Below are 17,607 nucleotides of genomic sequence, written 5' to 3'. Positions count from 1 at the left end.
TGTATCCAAAAGCTGGAAAACAAACAGGCGAGGAGCGGTCACCATGACACAGTGGTATGCGTACAGCGCCAAGCAGGCGCTGGAGGAATTGAGAAGCAATCAGGGCGGACTGACCGGGGCGGAGGCCGCCCGGCGGCTGGTGGCTCACGGGCCCAACAAACTGGCCCACAAGAAGGACAAGTCCTTCCTGGCCCGGCTGCTGGGCCAGCTGAAGGACCCCATGATTCTGGTGCTGCTGGCGGCAGCGGCCCTGTCCCTGTGGGCCAGCGGGGGAGAGGACTGGCTGGACGCCGCCATCATTCTGGGCATCGTGGCGGTGAACGCCATTATCTCCCTGTCCCAGGAGGACAGCGCCCGCAAGGCGATGGAGGCCCTGAGCCAGATGTCCGCCCCGGCGGCCCACGCCCTGCGGGACGGGGTGCTGACCCGGGTGGAGGCGGACAAGCTGGTGCCCGGCGACGTGATCCGCCTGGAGGCGGGGGACCTGGTGCCTGCCGACTGCCGCATCCTGGAGGCGGCAGGACTCCAGGCTGACGAATCCGCCATGACCGGCGAGTCCGCCCCGGTGAGCAAGGGGGCCCTGGGCCCCCTGCCCCCCGACACCCCCCTGGCGGAGCGGCGCAATATGCTCCTCTCCGCCACGGTGGTCACCCGGGGCCGGGCCACCTGCCTGGTAGCCGCCACCGGAATGGATACGGAGGTGGGTCATATCGCCGGTCTCTTGATGGATAAGGGGGAAAGTGAAACACCTTTACAGAAGAAGATGGGGGAGATTTCCAGCAGTTTGTCCTTCCTGTGCCTTTGCGTGTGCGCGGTGATGTTCGGGGTGGGGCTGCTCCAGGGGCGGAATCTGCTGGAAATGTTCCTCACTGCCGTATCTCTGGCGGTGGCCGCCATCCCCGAGGGCCTGCCCGCCATTATTTCCATTGTGCTGGCCCTGGGGGTAAGCCGCATGGCCAAGCGGCGGGCCATCGTCAAAAAGCTGCCTGCGGTGGAAACTTTGGGGTGCGCCGGGGTGATCTGCTCCGACAAAACAGGCACCCTGACCCAGAACAAAATGACGGTGGTGGACATCTGGACGCTCTCCCAGGGGGAGCGGGATCTGGCCCTCACCATCGGGGCCCTGTGCGGTGATGCCGAGCTGAATTGGAAGGGGAAGAGCCCGGTGTGTACCGGCGATCCCACCGAGGCCGCCCTGGTGGAGGCGGCAGCCCGGGCCGGACTGGATAAGAATAAATTGGGGGAGGAATGGCCCAGAAAAGGGGAGATTCCCTTTGATTCGGAACGTAAACTCATGACCACCGTACATAGCAGGCCGGGCGGGGGATACCGGGTGATGGTGAAAGGCGCCCCCGATGTGCTGGCCCGGCGGTGTCGGTTGGCCGAGAGCGCCCTGCGGCGGATCACCAGCCGCAACGAGGCCATGGCGGGCAAGGCTTTGCGGGTGTTGGGGGTGGCCTACAAGGATGTGGAGGTACAGCCCCGCAGCCTGGACAGCGACAGCGTGGAGCAGGGCCTCACCTTTGTGGGACTGCTGGGCATGATGGACCCGCCCCGGCCGGAGGTGAAACGGGCGGTGGACCAGTGCTACAAGGCGGGGGTACGGCCGGTGATGATCACCGGCGACCACAAGCTCACCGCCGTGGCGGTGGCCAAAGAGCTGGGCATCTGCCGGGCGGGGGACCGGGCCCTCACCGGGGAGGACCTGGACTTTCTGCCCCAGCCCGCTCTGGAGGAGGAAGTGGACAAATTCGCGGTATACGCCCGGGTATCTCCAGAGCATAAATTACGGATTGTAAAGGCTTGGCAGGCCAGAGGGAAGGTGGTGGCCATGACCGGCGACGGCACCAACGACGCCCCCGCCCTCAAGGCCGCCGACATCGGCTGCGCCATGGGCAAGGGGGGTACCGACGTGGCCCGTGGGGCGGCGGACATGATCCTCACCGACGACAACTTCGCCACCATCGTCTCGGCGGTGGAGGAGGGGAGAGGGATCTACGCCAACATCAAAAAGGCCATCCACTATCTGCTCTCCTGCAACATCGGGGAGATTCTGACCATTGCTCTGGCTACCCTGTTCCGGTTTCCGGAGATGCCCCTGGCCCCGGTCCAGCTGCTGTGGCTCAATCTGGTTACCGACTCCCTGCCCGCTTTGGCCCTGGGGGTGGAGCCGGTGGAGCCGGGGGTGATGGACCGGCCGCCCCGGCAGGCGGGGGAGTCCCTCTTTGCCCACGGCTTTGCCTTCCGGCTGGCCTGGCAGGGGGTGATGGTGGGGGCCCTCACCCTGGCGGCCTATGTGCTGGGGGCCTGGGTGCTGCCTGGCTGCTCCCTGGCGGCGGGCAGCACCATGGCCTTCGCCACCCTCACCCTGTGCCAGCTCTTCCACGCCTTTGACGTGCGCAGCGAGGAGGCATCCCTTTTCCGGCTGGGAGTGACCTCCAACCCGGCTATGAACAAAGCCTTCCTCATCGGCCTTGCTATGCAGTTGGCGGTGCTGTTGGTGCCCCCGCTCCAGACTGTATTCTCCACCGTGTCTCTGTCCCCCCGGGCCTGGGGGGTGGTGGCCTGCCTGGCGGTGACGCCGGTGGTGGTGTGCGAGGCGGCCAAGGCCTTCCGCCGCAGCCACAAACCGGGCAAGCGGGTGAGTGCCGCCAAGGCGGCGGCGGGCCGGTAGCGCAAAAAAATCAAAATTACCCCTTGACAAAGAGAAAACGGGGCGGTATACTATGCCAAACTAAATCGTCAAACCGATGAGAAAGAGGAGTAGTCCGGTATCAAGGCCTCACAGAGAGTCGCGGGTGGTGGGATCGCGGCAGGCGGCGTCCGGGTGAATGGACTTTTGAGGGCTTTGCGAAAGGGAAACCGAGTAGCGCGACGGGGACTCCACCCGTTATCAGGGGAGCGTGTGCTGGCAGGCACGCGAAAGTGAGCGGGCGCATTGTTTGAATGCGTCAATCCGGGTGGCACCGCAGAGGTTTTTATCACGCCTTTGTCCCAGAGAATCTTTGGGACGAGGGCGTTTTTTCATGCCTGCCTTGCAGAAAAAATTCATGCCCTCTCCCGCAAAACCAGACTTGAAGGAGTGCATGAACATGACCAAGATCCCTCACCGCCTGTACCTCACCGAAGACCAGATGCCACAGCGTTGGTTCAACCTGCGCTCCGCCATGGCAGAGCAGCCCGACCCTATGCTTCACCCCGCCACCCTCCAGCCCCTGGGGGTGGACGATCTGGCCCCCATCTTCTGCACCGAGCTTGCCAAGCAGGAGCTGGACGGCACCACCGAGTTTATCGACATCCCGGAGGAGATCCAGGAGGTCTACAAGATGTACCGGCCATCTCCTCTGATCCGGGCCTACAACCTGGAGAAGGCCCTGGGCACCCCGGCCAAGATCTACTATAAGTTTGAGGGCAACAACACCTCCGGCTCCCACAAGCTCAACTCCGCCGTGGCCCAGGCCTACTACGCCAAGCAGCAGGGCCTCACCGGCGTCACCACCGAGACGGGGGCCGGCCAGTGGGGCACCGCCCTCAGCGAGGCCTGCTCCTACTTCGGGCTGACCTGCGACGTGTTTATGGTGAAGTGCTCCTACGAGCAGAAGCCTTTCCGCAAGGCGGTGATGGGGGTGTTTGACGCCGACGTCACCCCCTCCCCCTCCAACCTCACCGAGGTGGGCCGCAAGATCCTGGCGGAGAACCCGGGCACCACCGGCAGCCTGGGCTGCGCCATCTCCGAGGCGGTGGAGGCCGCCCTCAACAGCGGCGGCACCAAGCGCTATGTGCTGGGCAGCGTGCTCAACCAGGTGCTCCTCCACCAGTCCATCATCGGCCTGGAGTCCAGGATCGCCATGGAGCAGCTGGGGGAGTACCCCGACGTGGTGGTGGGCTGCGCCGGCGGCGGCTCCAACCTGGGCGGCCTTATCGCCCCCTTTATGGCCGACAAGCTGAAGGGCGTGAAGAACCCCCGCATCGTGGCGGTGGAACCCGCCTCCTGCCCCTCCCTCACTAGAGGCAAGTACGCCTACGATTTCTGTGACACCGGCAGGGTGACCCCTCTGGCCCGGATGTACACTCTGGGCTGCGGCTTCATCCCCTCCGCCAACCACGCCGGCGGCCTGCGCTACCACGGCATGAGCCCCGTCCTCTCCAAGCTGTACCACGACGGGCACATGGAGGCGGTGGCCTACGAGCAGACCAAGGTCTTTGAGGCGGCGGTGCTCTTTGCCAAGCAGGAGACCATCCTGCCTGCTCCCGAGTCGGCCCACGCCATCAAGGGAGCCATCGACGAGGCCCTCAAGTGTAAGGAGAGCGGCGAGGCCAAGACCATCCTCTTCGGCCTCACGGGCACCGGCTACTTTGATATGACTGCTTATGAGAACTACCTCACCGGCAAGATGACCGACTATATCCCCACCGACGAGGATCTGCAAAAGGGCTTTGACTCCCTGCCTGACATTCCTCAAAATAAAGGGATTTGACCGGACGGGCCAGCTGCAAGAAATTGGCGGCTGGCTCGTTTTTTGTTGAAAAATGTATGATATAGGATGCGGCGTAAGAACAATTCTTACGAAATGGATACATTTACCGGACAGCACTTGATTTTGACAAAGAGATACGCTAAACTAGATGCGGTCAGGCCAAAGAAAAATGGCTTGATGTTGGTAGAATAGAAATAAGGAGCGTGAGACAAATGAAAAGAAAGATGCTATCCATTGCGATGGCGCTGGCCATGATGCTGTCGCTGCTGCCGGTAACGGCGCTGGCGGCGGAGCCTAAGCCTGCGGATGGGGCCCCCACAGCCAGCGGCACATACTTCTTTGCCAATGGTACGCCCATCACTATCACGGCCGCGGCGCCGGAGAATGGAACGGCGGCGACATTCAATGATTTCACCGCCACGGGCGAAAGCGCCTACATCAGTTGGGATGACAACGGCACGACCAAATACATAGGTGTTGACGCGGCTAAATATGTCAATGTTTTTGGCGGCGCCGATGGCCGGACGGAGGCGGTGTCGGTGGAAAGCACCAGCATCACCATGACCGGCGGCACGATCTGGAGACTGTTCGGCGGCAACTACGGAGAAGAGGGCTCTACGACAGATTACTGCTCCGTTGTGACGGGAGATGTGAACATTTCCCTTTCCGGCGACGCCGTTGTGAAGAACCTTCTTCACGGAGCGGGCGCCCGCAATACCTGTGTAAACGGCACCATAACCATGGAGTTTGACGACGTTGACCTCTCTGATCCCAGCAGCCAACTCTATGTCAACGGCGGGTCCTGGGGAAACGGAAATGAAGGGACACGCAATATTGCGGGCGGCACTATGGATACCGAAGCTGTGGCAGATAAGGTCGTCATTAAAGCCGAAAACAGCAAGTTCTACCTGCTCGGCGGCGGCGGCAGCGGCAGCACCAAGGTGCGTTCCAGCAGCGTGACGCTGAATAATTGTGAGCTGAACAACCTCTACCTTGGCGGCATCAACGGAGAAGTGGTGGATTCTTCTATTGTAGCCACCGGCTGTACCATCGAGGATCTCTCCGCCACAAACCGTGGCTTTGTGGGCACGGCCAATGTGGATCTGAATGACTGCGATATTACCGGAAAGCTGAATTTCGGCGCGGCCAACGGCTGCTTTAGCACTGACTCTGGTACGCCGGACGGCAGTGGTGTTACAGGTTCCTCGGTTTGGAACATCGACGAAGCTACCAACGTAACTGCTGCGCAGATTACTCCCCTGGTCGTCCGCACCGGGAGTTCCAGCAATGCCACCTATGCTACCACCTACGAAAACCTGACCATCCAGAAGGCGGGAACTCCGATTTCCGCAGCGATCAGTGACTTTTCTCCGGTGTACACTAGTAGTGGTACCCCGTCTGTAACATTGAACACTTTCTCCGTGCCTGAGGGAAGTGCGCTGAAACTCAGCGGTGTGACCGCAACGGTGGCGGAGAACAATACGCTTACCAATGTGGGTACTATCGACATGGATGCTGCGTCCAAGTTGACTGTGGATACCGGCGCGACCTTTAAGCAGCTCGGTACTGTGAACGGTGGCGATGTTGTTGCTGAAGAGGGTGGAACCATCAACGATGACTATGTCGCCCGCATCGGCACCACAGGCTATAATACTCTCCAGGATGCCGTTGACGCGGTGACCACGACTGAGAATACGACGATTACTCTGCTGAAAGATACTGCCGGCGCTGGCGTAGTCGTGAATGGCACCGTGAAGAGAAATCTTACTTTTGACCTGGGCGGACATACCTATACAATCACCAGCGGCGTAGGTTCTGCCGGTACTGAGACCAACGGGTTCCAGCTAATCAAAAATAACAACATTACCTTTAAGAACGGGACCATTGCCGCGGATCCTGAGGAGGGACAGCAAGTCAAGATCCTGATCCAGAACTATTCCAACCTCACCCTGGAAAATGTCACGCTGGACGGCACCGGCATGACGGATTATACCGGCCTCAACTACACCCTGTCCAACAACAACGGTGAAATCAACCTGAACACCGGGACAACGATTATCCCCCGTACAGATGATGATATCGCCATGGATGTCTGCTGGGCGGCAAGTTATGAGGATGGCGCCCGCGTGACTGTAAATGAGGGTGCAATTGTTGAAGGTAATGTGGAACTTGGCCTGTGGGGTCAGGATGCATATGAGGGGAATCAGAGTGTTCTGACCGTCAACGGCGGTACCATCACCGGAGATCTGATAATTGGGAAGCAGACCAACTCTGATGATGAGTTGCAGCAGGTCGTGGAAAGCCTTAAGCCGAATATTACCATCAACGGTGGCTCCTTTGGCGCCAGCGTGGACAAATTTATTGACGACACAGATAGAGCCGCCGCCAAGGTGCAGAGCGGTGACACCCACAGCTACTACACCACCATGGAAGCTGCCCTGGAGGCTGCCCAGCAGGGCGACAGCATCACCGATCTGAAGGCGACCACCACCACGCACACCCTGACCTTGAAGTACAACGACAACGCCACCGCGGATTCTGTGTATACGGTGGAGGAGAACACCAAGGTTCCCCTGCCCACGCCCAGCCGGGACGGCTATGTGTTCCTGGGTTGGTATGACGCCGACGGCAACAAGGTGGAGAGCCCCTACGCCGTCAGCAAGACGGAGACCCTCACTGCCCAGTGGAGCGTGATTTCTTCCGGTACCTCCTACGCCATCACCGTGAGCAAGGCAGACAACGGCACCGTTACCGCCAGCCGGACCCGTGCCAACAAGGGTCTGACCATTACCCTGACCGTGAAGGCTGACGAGGGCTACAAGCTGGATACCATCACCGTCACCGACAAGAACGGCAATGAGCTCAAGCTCACCGACAAGGGCGACGGCAAGTATACCTTCACCATGCCCGCTTCCGCTGTCACCGTGGAAGCCTCTTTCACCAAGGACGACACCCCTGTGGAGACCGGCCTGCCCTTCACCGACGTGAAGGCCGACGACTGGTTCTATGAGGCCGTCAAGTACGCCTACGACAACAAGCTGATGGACGGCACTTCCTCCACCACCTTCGCCCCCCTCATGACCACCAACCGGGCCATGATCGTCACCATTCTGTGGCGTCAGGCGGGCAGCCCTGTGGTCAACTACGCCATGAACTTCAGCGATGTGGAGAGCGGCGTGTGGTACACCGAGGCGGTCCGCTGGGCGGCTGCCGAGGGCATCGTCAAGGGCTACAGCGACACCGTGTTTGCCCCCGACGACACCGTGACCCGTGAGCAGCTGGCCACCATCCTGTACCGCTATGCCGAGTACAAGGAGTACGACGTGTCCGCCAAGGGCGACCTGACCACCTTCGCCGACGGCAGCACCGTGTCCACCTGGGCGGCCGACGGCATGACCTGGGCGGTTGGCGCTGAGCTCATCACCGGCAAGGACGGCGGCAAGCTGGATCCCACCGGCACCGCCACCCGCGCTGAGGTTGCCACCATCCTTATGCGCTTCTGCGAGAACGTGGCAAAGTAAGAAGCAATACTATCCGGACCGCCGCGGGAAATCCTCCCGCGGCGGTCTTTTTGTGCACGGCACGGAAACACCGGAGAAAGAAGGGGGGATTGCCCCGCTATAAGGGGAAATATTGTTCCGATTCCTATGGAAATACCTTGTATTCTCCGAAACTATCCGGTATAATAATAGAACAAACGCCGCTGCGCGGCATCAATGGAAAGGTGAGGGATCATCCCATGGAATTGAAGAATTTTGACAATATCATCAGCCGTGTTCCCAAGCTGAATGTTCCTCTGCGCGTGGTCCTGGCCGGTTCTGACGGCGAGAATATGCTCCGCGGCCTGTTCCAGGCTCAGAAGGAGGGCTTTGTGCAGCCCGTGCTGGTGGGCGACCGGGCCCGTACCATGGTGCAGCTGGAGAAGCTGGGCCTGGACAAGGAGCCCTACACCATGGTGGACACCGCTCCCGGCCACAATGTGACCCAGGCCGCCATCGACGTGATCCACTGCGGCGAGGGCGACATCCTCATGCGCGGCAATATGCCTACCCGCGACTTCCTGATGCCCGTGCTGGACAAGAAGAACGGCCTGCGGACCGAGCGCCTCATGAGCCATGTGTCTCTGGCCTCCATCCCCGAGTATCCCAAGCTGCTGGCTCTGTCCGACATGACCATCATCGTCAGCCCCAACCCCACCCAGAAGAAGGCCATCATCAAGAACACTGCCGACGCCCTCAAGGCTTTCGGCTATGAGAATCCCAAGCTGGCTCTGATGGCTCTGGTGGAGAACGTCAACTTCCATATGCCCGACACCATCGAGGCCCAGCGCCTGGTGAGCGAGCAGAAGCAGCACCCCTTCGCCGACTGCGAGCTGTGGGGCCCCATCTCCTACGACCTCATCATCTCCAAGGAGGCCTGCCGGCTGAAGAACTACGAGTGCCCCTGGTCCGGCGGCGGCTTCGACGGCATCATCGCCCAGGACCTGATCGCCGGCAACATCCTGGTGAAGAGCTGGCTCATCCACGCCCACGCCACCACCTGCGGCGCCGTGGTGGGCGCCAAGGTGCCCATCGCCCTGACCTCCCGTTCCGCCAAGGCGGAGGAGAGCTTCCTGTCCCTGGTGTTCTGCGCCGTCCTCAACGAGTGGCGCAAGACCCAGCAGAAGTAAGTCCATACGGTAAAAGGCCGGCGCGTCAGCGCCGGCCTTTTTGCGTGGATGGGGGATATGGCGGGCGGCCATAAAGGCCGCCCCTACAGGGTGAAGCACAAAAAAGGCCTGCTGCAAAATAGAATACAGCGGTCATTCTGAGCCCCAGCGGGGCGAAGAATCTTCCTGTGGCAGACAAACTGGCAGAAAAGATCCGACCCTGACGCTCAGGATGACAAAATGGGGACCTGCTGCAAACTGCGCAGCCGGTACAAAGACCCGTCATTCCGAGAAAAACGGCCGCCCGGTGGGCGGCCGTTTTTCGTGGGAATCCGCCCCTTTTGCCGGGGAAACGGATTGCCACGCCAGTGTGCGCACTGGCTCGCAATGACAGGCTTGTGTAAGACAGCGGTTTTGCAGCAGACCCTTCTGCTTACTTCAGGTGAGAGAAGTCGTGCTTCTTGGGACGGGCGTGATAGTGGGTGTGGAGCAGCTCGTGAGAGCGGTGGGACAGAGGCGCACCGAAGAACTCCTCATAGATGGTCTTGATCTCCGGGTTCTCGTGGCTCTTACGCAGAGGCAGGGACCGGTCGATCTCGTACAGGGCCTTGATGCGGGCGTCCCGGACGGCGTTGTTGGTGCCGATGGGCTGACCGCCGCCGCCGATGCAGCCGCCGGGGCAGGCCATGATCTCGATGAAGATGTAGTCGGCCTCGCCGCTCTCCACCCGGCGGATGATCTCCTCGGCATTCTTCAGACCGTTGGCGATGGCCACCTTCAGCGGGGTGCCGTTGAGGTCAATGGTGGCCTCCCTGATGGCGTTGACGTCGTTGCGGACGTCCTCGAACTCCAGACGGGGCAGAGTCTGGCCGGTGTACACCTCATAGGCGGTACGCAGGGCGGCCTCCATCACGCCGCCGGTGGCGCCGAAGATGGCGCCGGCGCCGGTGCCGATGCCCAAGGGGGAGTCAAACTCGCTCTCAGGCAGCACGGACAGGTCCAGGCCCTCGTAGCGGATCAGCTTGGCCAGCTCGCGGGTGGTGAGAACATAGTCCACGTCCCGGTAGCCGTCCCGGCCCAGCTCAGGACGGGAGGCCTCGTACTTCTTGGCGGTACAGGGCATGACGGACACGGACACGATGTCGTGGGGGTCCCAGCCCATCTTCTGAGCGTAATAGGTCTTGACCACGGCGCCGAACATACCCTGGGGGCTCTTGGCGGTGGACAGGTTGTCGCACAGCTCGGGGTGATGCTTCTCCATGTAGGTGACCCAGCCGGGGGAGCAGGAGGTGATCATGGGCAGCTTGCCGCCGTTCTTGATGCGGTCCAGCAGCTCGCTGCCTTCCTCCATGATGGTCAGGTCGGCGGTGAAGTTGGTGTCGAACACCTTGTCAAAGCCCATCATCTTCAGGGCGGTGACCATCTTGCCGGTGACGATGGCGCCGGGCTCCAGGCCGAACTCGTCGCCCAGACCCACGCGGACGGAGGGAGCCACCTGTACCACAACGTGCTTGCGGGGGTCCTGAATGGCGCGGACCACGTCGTTGGTGTTGTCCACCTCCACGATGGCGCCCACCGGGCACACCAGGGAGCACTGGCCGCACAGGACGCAGTCGGTCTGGTCCATGGGCAGGTCAAAGGCGGTGGTGATCTTGAAGTCGCCGGAGCGGTTGGCGGCGGTGAGGGCGGCGCAGCCCTGGACCTCGGCGCACACCTTTACGCAGCGGCCGCACTTGACGCACTTGGAGGGGTCCCGCACGATGGAGGGATTGTCGATGCGCAGAGGCTCGTTGGAGGAGATGTCGGGCAGCTCGGGCAGCAGGCGGTTGAACCGGCGGCACAGCTTCTGCAGCTCGCAGTTGCCGTTGCGGGCGCAGGAGAGGCAGTTCTGCTTGTGGTCGGCCAGAATCAGGTCCAGCACGCCAACCTGGGCGTCGTACACCTTCTTGGTGTCGGTAAAGACCTCCATGCCCTCCCACACCACGGTGGAGCAGGCGGCCAGCAGCTTGCGCTGGCCGGTGACCTCCACCATACACATCCGGCAGTGGGCCTTGATGGTCTGGTCGGGGTGATAGCACAGATGGGGAATGTCAATGTTCAGCATCTTGGCCGCCTCGATGATGCGGGTGCCGGCGGGCACCTCCAGCGGCATATGGTTAATGGTAAGATGTACCGTATTGCTCATCGGACCGCGACCTCCTCTTTGACGGCAAAGACTTCAGGGAAGCGCTTCATGGCGGACAGCAGGGCGGATTGCGCCGTCTCCCCCAGGCCGCACAGGGAAGCGCAGGACATGATGTCGGCAAACTTCTTCAGGGTGTCCACATCCTTCTGGGTGTGCTCGCCGGCGGCGATCTTATCCAGCAGCATGGCGATGTGGCGGTTGCCCTCCCGGCAGGGGGTGCACTGGCCGCAGCTCTCGTGGGAGAAGAACTCCTGGGTCATCCGCAGGAAGCCGATGACACTGGTGCGCTCGTCCACCACCAGCACGGCGCCCGAGCCGATGGCGGTCAGGTCGGCCTGCCGCATTCCCTTGTAGGTGTAGGGGGTGTCCAGCTGGGAGGGAGCGCAGATCCGGCCGGAAGCGCCGCCCAGCTGCACCAGGCGCAGGGGATACTCGGGGTTCTCCATACCGCCGGCCAGGTCGTAGATGATCTCCCGGATGGTGATGCCGAAGGGCACCTCAAACACGCCGGGGTTCTTCACGTTGCCGGAGACCGAGATCATCTTGGTGCCGGGGCAGTCCTCGGTGCCCTGGCTCTTGTAGTAGCCCTCGTCGTCCAGCAGCAGGGGAGCCACCAGAGAGAGAGACTCCACGTTGTTGACGCAGGTGGGCAGGTGGAACACGCCGCACTGCTTGATGAAGGGGGGCTTCATACGGGGACGGCCCGCCTTGCCCTCGACGGACTCGGCCAGAGCGGAGCCCTCGCCGCAGACGTATGCGCCGGCGCCGGAGTAGAGGTGGATGCGGTAGTTCAGGCCGGAGCCCAGGATATCGTCGCCCAGGTAGCCGGCCTCCTCGCACTGGGCGATGGCGGACAGCAGGCGGGGACGCAGGTGGGAATACTCCTCACGCATATAGATGTAGCCGTTGTCGGCGCCCACGGACCAGCCGGCAATGATCATGCCCTCCAGCAGCTGGAAGGGATCGTTGGTGAGCAGCTCACGGTCCTTGAAGGTGCCGGGCTCGCCCTCGTCGGCGTTGCACACCACGCACTTGTGGGCACCCTTGACTTCACGGGCCTGGCGCCACTTCTTGCCCATGTCATAGGCGGCGCCGCCGCGGCCCTGAACGCCGTTGGCGGCCAGCACGTCGGCGATCTCGTTGCCGTCCATGGTCAGAGCCTTCCGCAGGGCAGTGAAGCCGCCGATGGACTCGTAGCTCTTCAGGCTGTCCGGATCGTACTTCCCGAAGTTACGGGTGATAAAACAGACTTTCTTGCTCATACCGGCACCCCCTTAATTGAGCTGCTGGAGCATATCCAGGATACGCTCCTCGCTGTCCAGATGGCCGTACACCACGCCGTTGACCCGCACGGCGGGGGACACGTCGCAGGCCCCGAAGCAGGGGACCTTCTCGATGGAAAAGCGGCCGTCGTAGGTGACCTCGCCCACCTCCAGGTTGAGCAGGCGCTTGAGGGTCTCCACCAGAGTGTCGCTGTCCTTCACCCGGCAGGGGGCGGAGTTGCACACCTCCAGAGTGAACTTGGCCCGGGGCTTGGAATGGAGCGCGGTGTAGAAGGAGATGACATCGTAGACCTGAGTGGGCTTGACGCCCAGCTTCTCGGCCACATAGTAGGCGGCGGACTCCGGGATGTAGTGCCGCTCCACGGCGGCCTCCACGTCCAGCAGGATACCCACCAGCTGGGTGGTGTCCCCGTTGTGGGCGGAGATGATGCCGTCGATCTTGTCCGCCAGCTCCTTGTCTAGAACGTCGGCGGCTTGGGTAAAGGGCTTCATAGGGGCTCCTCCTCTTTGTTAGAATTGCTCCACCGGAGCGGCGGGATACTTACCGGAAGGTGACTAGTTTACCATATGAACCGGGGAGTTTTTTCAAGTATATCAATTCTTTTGGAAAATTGCAACAGTTACCTTCAAGTTTGTATAACAAGGCGAAAACAGGGCAGTATAAAAAAGTTCAATTCGTCAAATTCACCCAAACAGGGCCGTGGGACTGTAAAAAAGAGCTCTGAATGGGGAAACGCAGAGAGCGTTGATGCGCACATTCAGACAAAGGAGGACTTGCCATGGCCCATGATCGCTCCGACGGACAGACCCATCCCCACCCCCGGCAGGAGCCCCGCTATCCGGGGGCCATCACCCTGGCTCGGCTGGAGGAGATCTTCCGGGACTGCGTGGATTTCGTCCACCGGACGGTGTGGGTGGGGGAGGACCCCAGGCACAGCCTGACCCTGTGCTACCTCAGCGGCATGGTACGGATGGAGCGCATCAGCGACTATCTCCTGCGGCCCATGGCCCAAGACCCGGAGCTGGCCCGATGCGCCGGAACCACGCCCATGATGGAGCGGATGCGCCAGGGGGCTCTGTACAACCTGACGGTGGAGGAGCGGGACCGGCTGGATCAGGTGGTCTTTGACCTGGTGGCCGGATGGTGCGTGTTTCTGTTTCCCGGGGAAAGCACGGTGCTGTCTTGCTTTGTGGGTACCGAGGAGAAGCGGTCTGTGTCCGCCCCCGACAACGAGACGGTGCTCAAGGGGTCCAAGGACGCCTTTGTGGAGAGCGTGCGCACCAACACCAGCATTGTCCGCCGCCATTTGAAGGCCCCGGAGCTGCGGATTCAGGAGCAGATCGTGGGCCGCCAGTCGGCCACGCTGGTGGATATCCTATATATAGAGGGAATCACCAATCCCCATCTGGTGGAGCAGGTGACCGCCCAGCTGCGGGACATCGACATTGCCGGGGTGTTTTCCACCGGGGCCATTGAGGAGTATATCGTGCCCGCCGCCCACACCCCCTTTCCCCTCATCCAGTACACCGAGCGGTCCGACCGGTTCTGCGCCGGGTTGGCCCAGGGGAGGGTGGGCATCCTCATCGACGGCATCCCTCTGGGCTATCTGGCTCCGGCGGTGCTGGGCAACTTTTTGCAGGCCCCCCAGGACAAGTCCTCCAACTGGCTGCTGGCCACCGCCCTGACGGTGCTGCGCTACTTCTGTATGCTTACCACCCTGCTGCTGCCCGCCCTCTATATCGCCATGGTCACCTTCCATCAGGAGATGATCCCAACCCGACTGGCCCTGTCCATTATCGCCGCCAAGCAGAACGTGCCCTTCCGTTCGGCTTTTGAGGTCATCGTCCTGCTCATCGCCTTTGAGATCCTACAGGAGGCGGGGCTGCGGCTGCCCCAGTCCATCGGTCAGACGGTTTCCATCATCGGCGGTCTGGTGGTGGGCTCGGCGGCGGTGGAGGCCAAGATCGTCTCCCCGGCGGTGCTTATTGTGGTGGCGGTGGCCGGCATCGCCGGGTACACCATGCCTTCTCAGGAGTTGGGGGGCGCCCTGCGGATCTGGCGGTTTGTGCTGGTGCTGCTGTCCAGCGCGGCGGGGCTCTTCGGCACCGTTATGGGCGCGGCGGTACTCATCGTCCATCTGGCGGGCATCGAGAGCTTTGGGGTGCCCTATCTCACCCCCTTTGCGGTGGGTACCGGCCGCAGGCCCCGGGAGCACGTGCTGCTGCGGCGGCCCATGCCCCAGATCAAGGACCGGCCTGCCGCCCTCAAACCCAGGAATAGGAGGAAACAGCGGTGAAAAAACAGGTTCTGTTGGTGCTGCTCCTTATGCTCCTGCTCACCGGCTGCCGCCGGTACTCCGGTTTTCTGCCATACGCCCGGGAGATCGAGGACATGGAGCTGATCCGCACCCTGGGAGTGGATACGGCTGGGGATGCCGGGGTGGCCATCACCGCCTCCGGCGGCACCTCTCAGGAGGAGACTGAGGTTGTGGCCGGGGAAGCGGGTACCATCAGCGCCGCCGTGCTGGAACTCCAGGGGGAGGGGTCCTCCTACCTCTATTTCGGCCACGTCACCCAGCTGCTGCTGGGGGAGGGGCTGGCCAAACGGGGGGTCATGCCCTCTCTGGACTATGTGCTGCGGGATGTGGAGATGCGCCTGGAGACCGCCCTCTATGTGGTGCGCAATGGCACGGCGGGTCAGGCCATTGAGGCTGCAGCCGCCGACGGCTCTGCCACCGACCGGCTGGAGGCCCTGGCCGACGACGCCGGGCTCACCGCCAACTCCATGCCCCGGACGGTGAAGGACGTGCTGGCCGAGCTGGACCGGCAGGGGGCCTCCTTTCTGCCGGCAGTGCTGGCGGACGGCGGGCTGACTGCCGCCGGTTACGGCATCCTGAAGGATGGGGTGCTGGTGGGCTGGGCGGAGGGAGACGCCGCCCTGGGGGTCAATCTGATCTTCGGCAAGGTGGACGCCGACGTGGTGGAGGTACAGGCCCCCGACGGCACCGCCGCCGCCCTGCGTGTGGTGGGGGCCGCCGCCTCGGTGCGGCCCATCTGGCAGGGGGACACTCTGGCCGGGTTAAAGGTCCACTGTAAGGTGGATGCCAATCTGGCGGAGGGGAGCGCCATGCCCGACCAGGCCACCCTGGACGCCCTGGAGGTGGAGCTGACTCAGGTGGAGGCGGAGCGGATGGCCCGGGCGCTGGAGCTGTCCCGGGCGCTGGACGCCGACTATCTGGGGCTGCGCCAATCCGCCGCCTTTGCCGTGCCCTGGCACAAGGAGGTGCTGCTGGGCAGCTATTCCATGAAAGACCTGAAGCTGGAGGCCACCGCCGAGGCGATAATCCAGCGCAGTTACCACGCTGACGGGTAATGACGATTCACTATTATATGTAGGAGGTGACACCATGCCCGACGACCGCATTTCTCTGCGGCAGCTGCTGACCCTGACCTTTGCGGCCCTGCTGTCCCCCGCCATTCAGCTGCTGCCCGGCAGCACCGCCCGGCGGGCCGGGGAGGCTGGGTGGCTGGCCACTCTAGTCGCTCTGCCGGTGCTGCTGGGACTGTGCTGGCTGCTGTGGCGGCTGTTCAGGGGCGGCCCGGACGGGGGTGGTCTGCCCAATACCGCCCAACAGCTGCTGGGTCCCACCCTGGGGCGGGTTTTCTGCCTGCTCTACTTTCTGTGGGGGCTCTATCTGCTGGCGGCCAACGCTCGGCAGGTGGCCCTGCGCTTTCTTACCATCAGCTACCGCAACGCCCCTATGGTGCTCTTTCTGCTGGCCCTGCTGGGGGTGACCTTCTGGCTGGTCCGCAAGCCGGTGCGGGCTTTGGCCCGAGCGGGGGAAGTGTTTTTTCTCACCCTGGCCGCCGGGCTGACCCTGTCCCTGCTGCTGGGTGCCTTTCAGGTGGATACCGCCAATCTGCTGCCCGTGTGGGTAGAGGATCTGCCCGCTGTGGGCTCTGCCACCCTGCCGGTGCTGGGATTGCTGGGCTATGTGGTATTTGCCCCCTGCCTGGGGGGCCATGTGGTGCCTGAGGAGGGGGGGCGGAGAAAGATCCTGCGCTGGGCAGTGGGCCTGTGCCTCACCTTGACCGCTCTGCAGGTGGTATGCCTGGGTAATTTTGGGCCCGGCCTGGCCGGGCGTATGGATACCCCCTTCTTTATGATGGTAAAAGGCATTGGCTTTGAAGGCACCTTCCAGCGGATGGAGTCGGTCATCATTGCCCTGTGGGTACTGGCGGATCTGGCCCTGCTGTCCCTGTTGGCCTGTGCCTGTTCGGAACTGGCCCAGAAAGGGTTTGCGATTCAGAAAAGAAGCACCGCCGTGCTGCCCATCATTCTGGCGGCTGCGGCAGGAGCCATCTGGCTCTTTCCTGACGCCTTTGCCCTGGATCGGGCTCTGGAAGGGCCGGTGCTGTGGGGCGGTATCCTCTTTGGATTGGGCGGTCCGCTGCTGCTGTTTGTCATCTCTCTGTTCCGTAAGAGAGGGTAGAGGGGCATCTTGTGGGTAAGGCTCTGATTTTCTACTATATATAGGTAGTGTTTGGAGCGGCGCAAAAAGTCGAAAGAAAAGTGAAAAAAGGTGTTGACAAATGGAGTTGAGGGTGATATTCTATCTGAGCGCCTTGCGAGAGGGCATGAAAATCTGACCAAAACCGGAAGAAACCGAGGGGAACCTGGACAGCCTTGCGGAAAGAGATCAGAAAAAAGTGCTTGACAAACGCGAGTGTGCGTGGTAAACTAAATGAGTTCGCGCCGGAAGGCACGAACGAGCTTGAAAAAGAACCGAAACAAGCGGTTCGGGGCTAAAAAGCCCTGAAAAAACTTGAAAAAGTCCTTGACAAGCGAAACAGAGTGTGCTAAAATAAATAGCACGTCAGCCCGAATGGCTGGCAAGAGCGTGTACCTTGTAAATTAAACAACGTGAAAGAAACACGAAGCACCAGAAAGGACGAGAAGTCCTTCTGACAAGCAAAGCTTGAAAGAAGGCTCTTGATTTAATTTCTTTGAAG

Annotated in this window: 10 protein-coding genes; 7 read left to right on the top strand and 3 right to left on the bottom strand. The window is 61.8% G+C overall.

What is annotated here, in order from left to right; genetic code table 11:
- Nucleotides 1-43: 43 nt before the first annotated feature.
- The 4 genes from B5F94_RS00050 (at nt 44) to B5F94_RS00035 (ending at nt 9,147) form a co-directional block, all read left to right on the top strand.
- Nucleotides 44-2,674, top strand: a complete 2,631-nt coding sequence (locus tag B5F94_RS00050; protein ID WP_087326313.1) for a cation-translocating P-type ATPase — start codon at nt 44-46, stop codon at nt 2,672-2,674.
- A gap of 418 nt (nt 2,675-3,092) precedes the next feature.
- Nucleotides 3,093-4,478: a TrpB-like pyridoxal phosphate-dependent enzyme gene (locus B5F94_RS00045; RefSeq protein ID WP_087326310.1), complete on the top strand. Its 1,386-nt coding sequence runs from the start codon at nt 3,093-3,095 to the stop codon at nt 4,476-4,478.
- A gap of 212 nt (nt 4,479-4,690) precedes the next feature.
- Nucleotides 4,691-7,999: an S-layer homology domain-containing protein gene (locus B5F94_RS00040; RefSeq protein WP_087326307.1), complete on the top strand. Its 3,309-nt coding sequence runs from the start codon at nt 4,691-4,693 to the stop codon at nt 7,997-7,999.
- A gap of 218 nt (nt 8,000-8,217) precedes the next feature.
- On the top strand, nt 8,218-9,147 hold the full coding sequence (locus B5F94_RS00035) for a phosphate acyltransferase (RefSeq protein WP_087267454.1): 930 nt from the start codon (nt 8,218-8,220) through the stop codon (nt 9,145-9,147).
- A 412-nt stretch (nt 9,148-9,559) separates the two neighbouring features.
- On the opposite strand, the gene B5F94_RS00030 is transcribed toward B5F94_RS00035, so the two are convergent.
- Genes B5F94_RS00030 through B5F94_RS00020 form a run of 3 tightly spaced genes read right to left on the bottom strand, consistent with a single transcriptional unit; the run spans nt 9,560 to nt 13,086 of the window.
- Nucleotides 9,560-11,311: an NADH-dependent [FeFe] hydrogenase, group A6 gene (locus B5F94_RS00030; protein WP_087326304.1), complete on the bottom strand. Its 1,752-nt coding sequence runs from the start codon at nt 11,309-11,311 to the stop codon at nt 9,560-9,562.
- Complete coding sequence (locus tag B5F94_RS00025) at nt 11,308-12,573, bottom strand: complex I 51 kDa subunit family protein (protein ID WP_087326301.1); 1,266 nt, start codon at nt 12,571-12,573, stop codon at nt 11,308-11,310. The genes B5F94_RS00030 and B5F94_RS00025 overlap by 4 nt, the downstream gene beginning before the upstream one ends.
- 12 nt (nt 12,574-12,585) lie before the next feature.
- A complete protein-coding gene (locus tag B5F94_RS00020; RefSeq protein WP_087326298.1) occupies nt 12,586-13,086 on the bottom strand; it encodes a complex I 24 kDa subunit family protein in 501 nt (166 codons plus the stop codon).
- 287 nt (nt 13,087-13,373) lie between these two features.
- Between B5F94_RS00020 and B5F94_RS00015 the strand changes: the two genes are divergently transcribed.
- From B5F94_RS00015 to B5F94_RS00005, 3 genes are read left to right on the top strand one after another with little or no spacing between them, the layout of a single operon-like run.
- Nucleotides 13,374-14,891 (top strand): spore germination protein, encoded by a 1,518-nt coding sequence (locus tag B5F94_RS00015; RefSeq protein WP_087326295.1) that lies wholly within the window; start codon nt 13,374-13,376, stop codon nt 14,889-14,891.
- Nucleotides 14,888-15,967, top strand: coding sequence for a Ger(x)C family spore germination C-terminal domain-containing protein (locus B5F94_RS00010; protein ID WP_087326292.1), 1,080 nt, complete (start codon nt 14,888-14,890; stop codon nt 15,965-15,967). Before B5F94_RS00015 ends, B5F94_RS00010 begins: the two co-directional genes overlap by 4 nt.
- Nucleotides 15,968-16,001: 34 nt before the next feature.
- Nucleotides 16,002-17,087: a GerAB/ArcD/ProY family transporter gene (locus tag B5F94_RS00005; protein WP_087326289.1), complete on the top strand. Its 1,086-nt coding sequence runs from the start codon at nt 16,002-16,004 to the stop codon at nt 17,085-17,087.
- Nucleotides 17,088-17,607 lie beyond the last annotated feature (520 nt).

Origin of the sequence: Flavonifractor sp. An4 (assembly GCF_002161755.1) — a bacterium.
Taxonomy (GTDB): domain Bacteria; phylum Bacillota; class Clostridia; order Oscillospirales; family Oscillospiraceae; genus Flavonifractor; species Flavonifractor avicola.
Note: the sequence above shows the minus strand (reverse complement) of the source record. Positions and strands in the feature narration are given on the sequence as shown.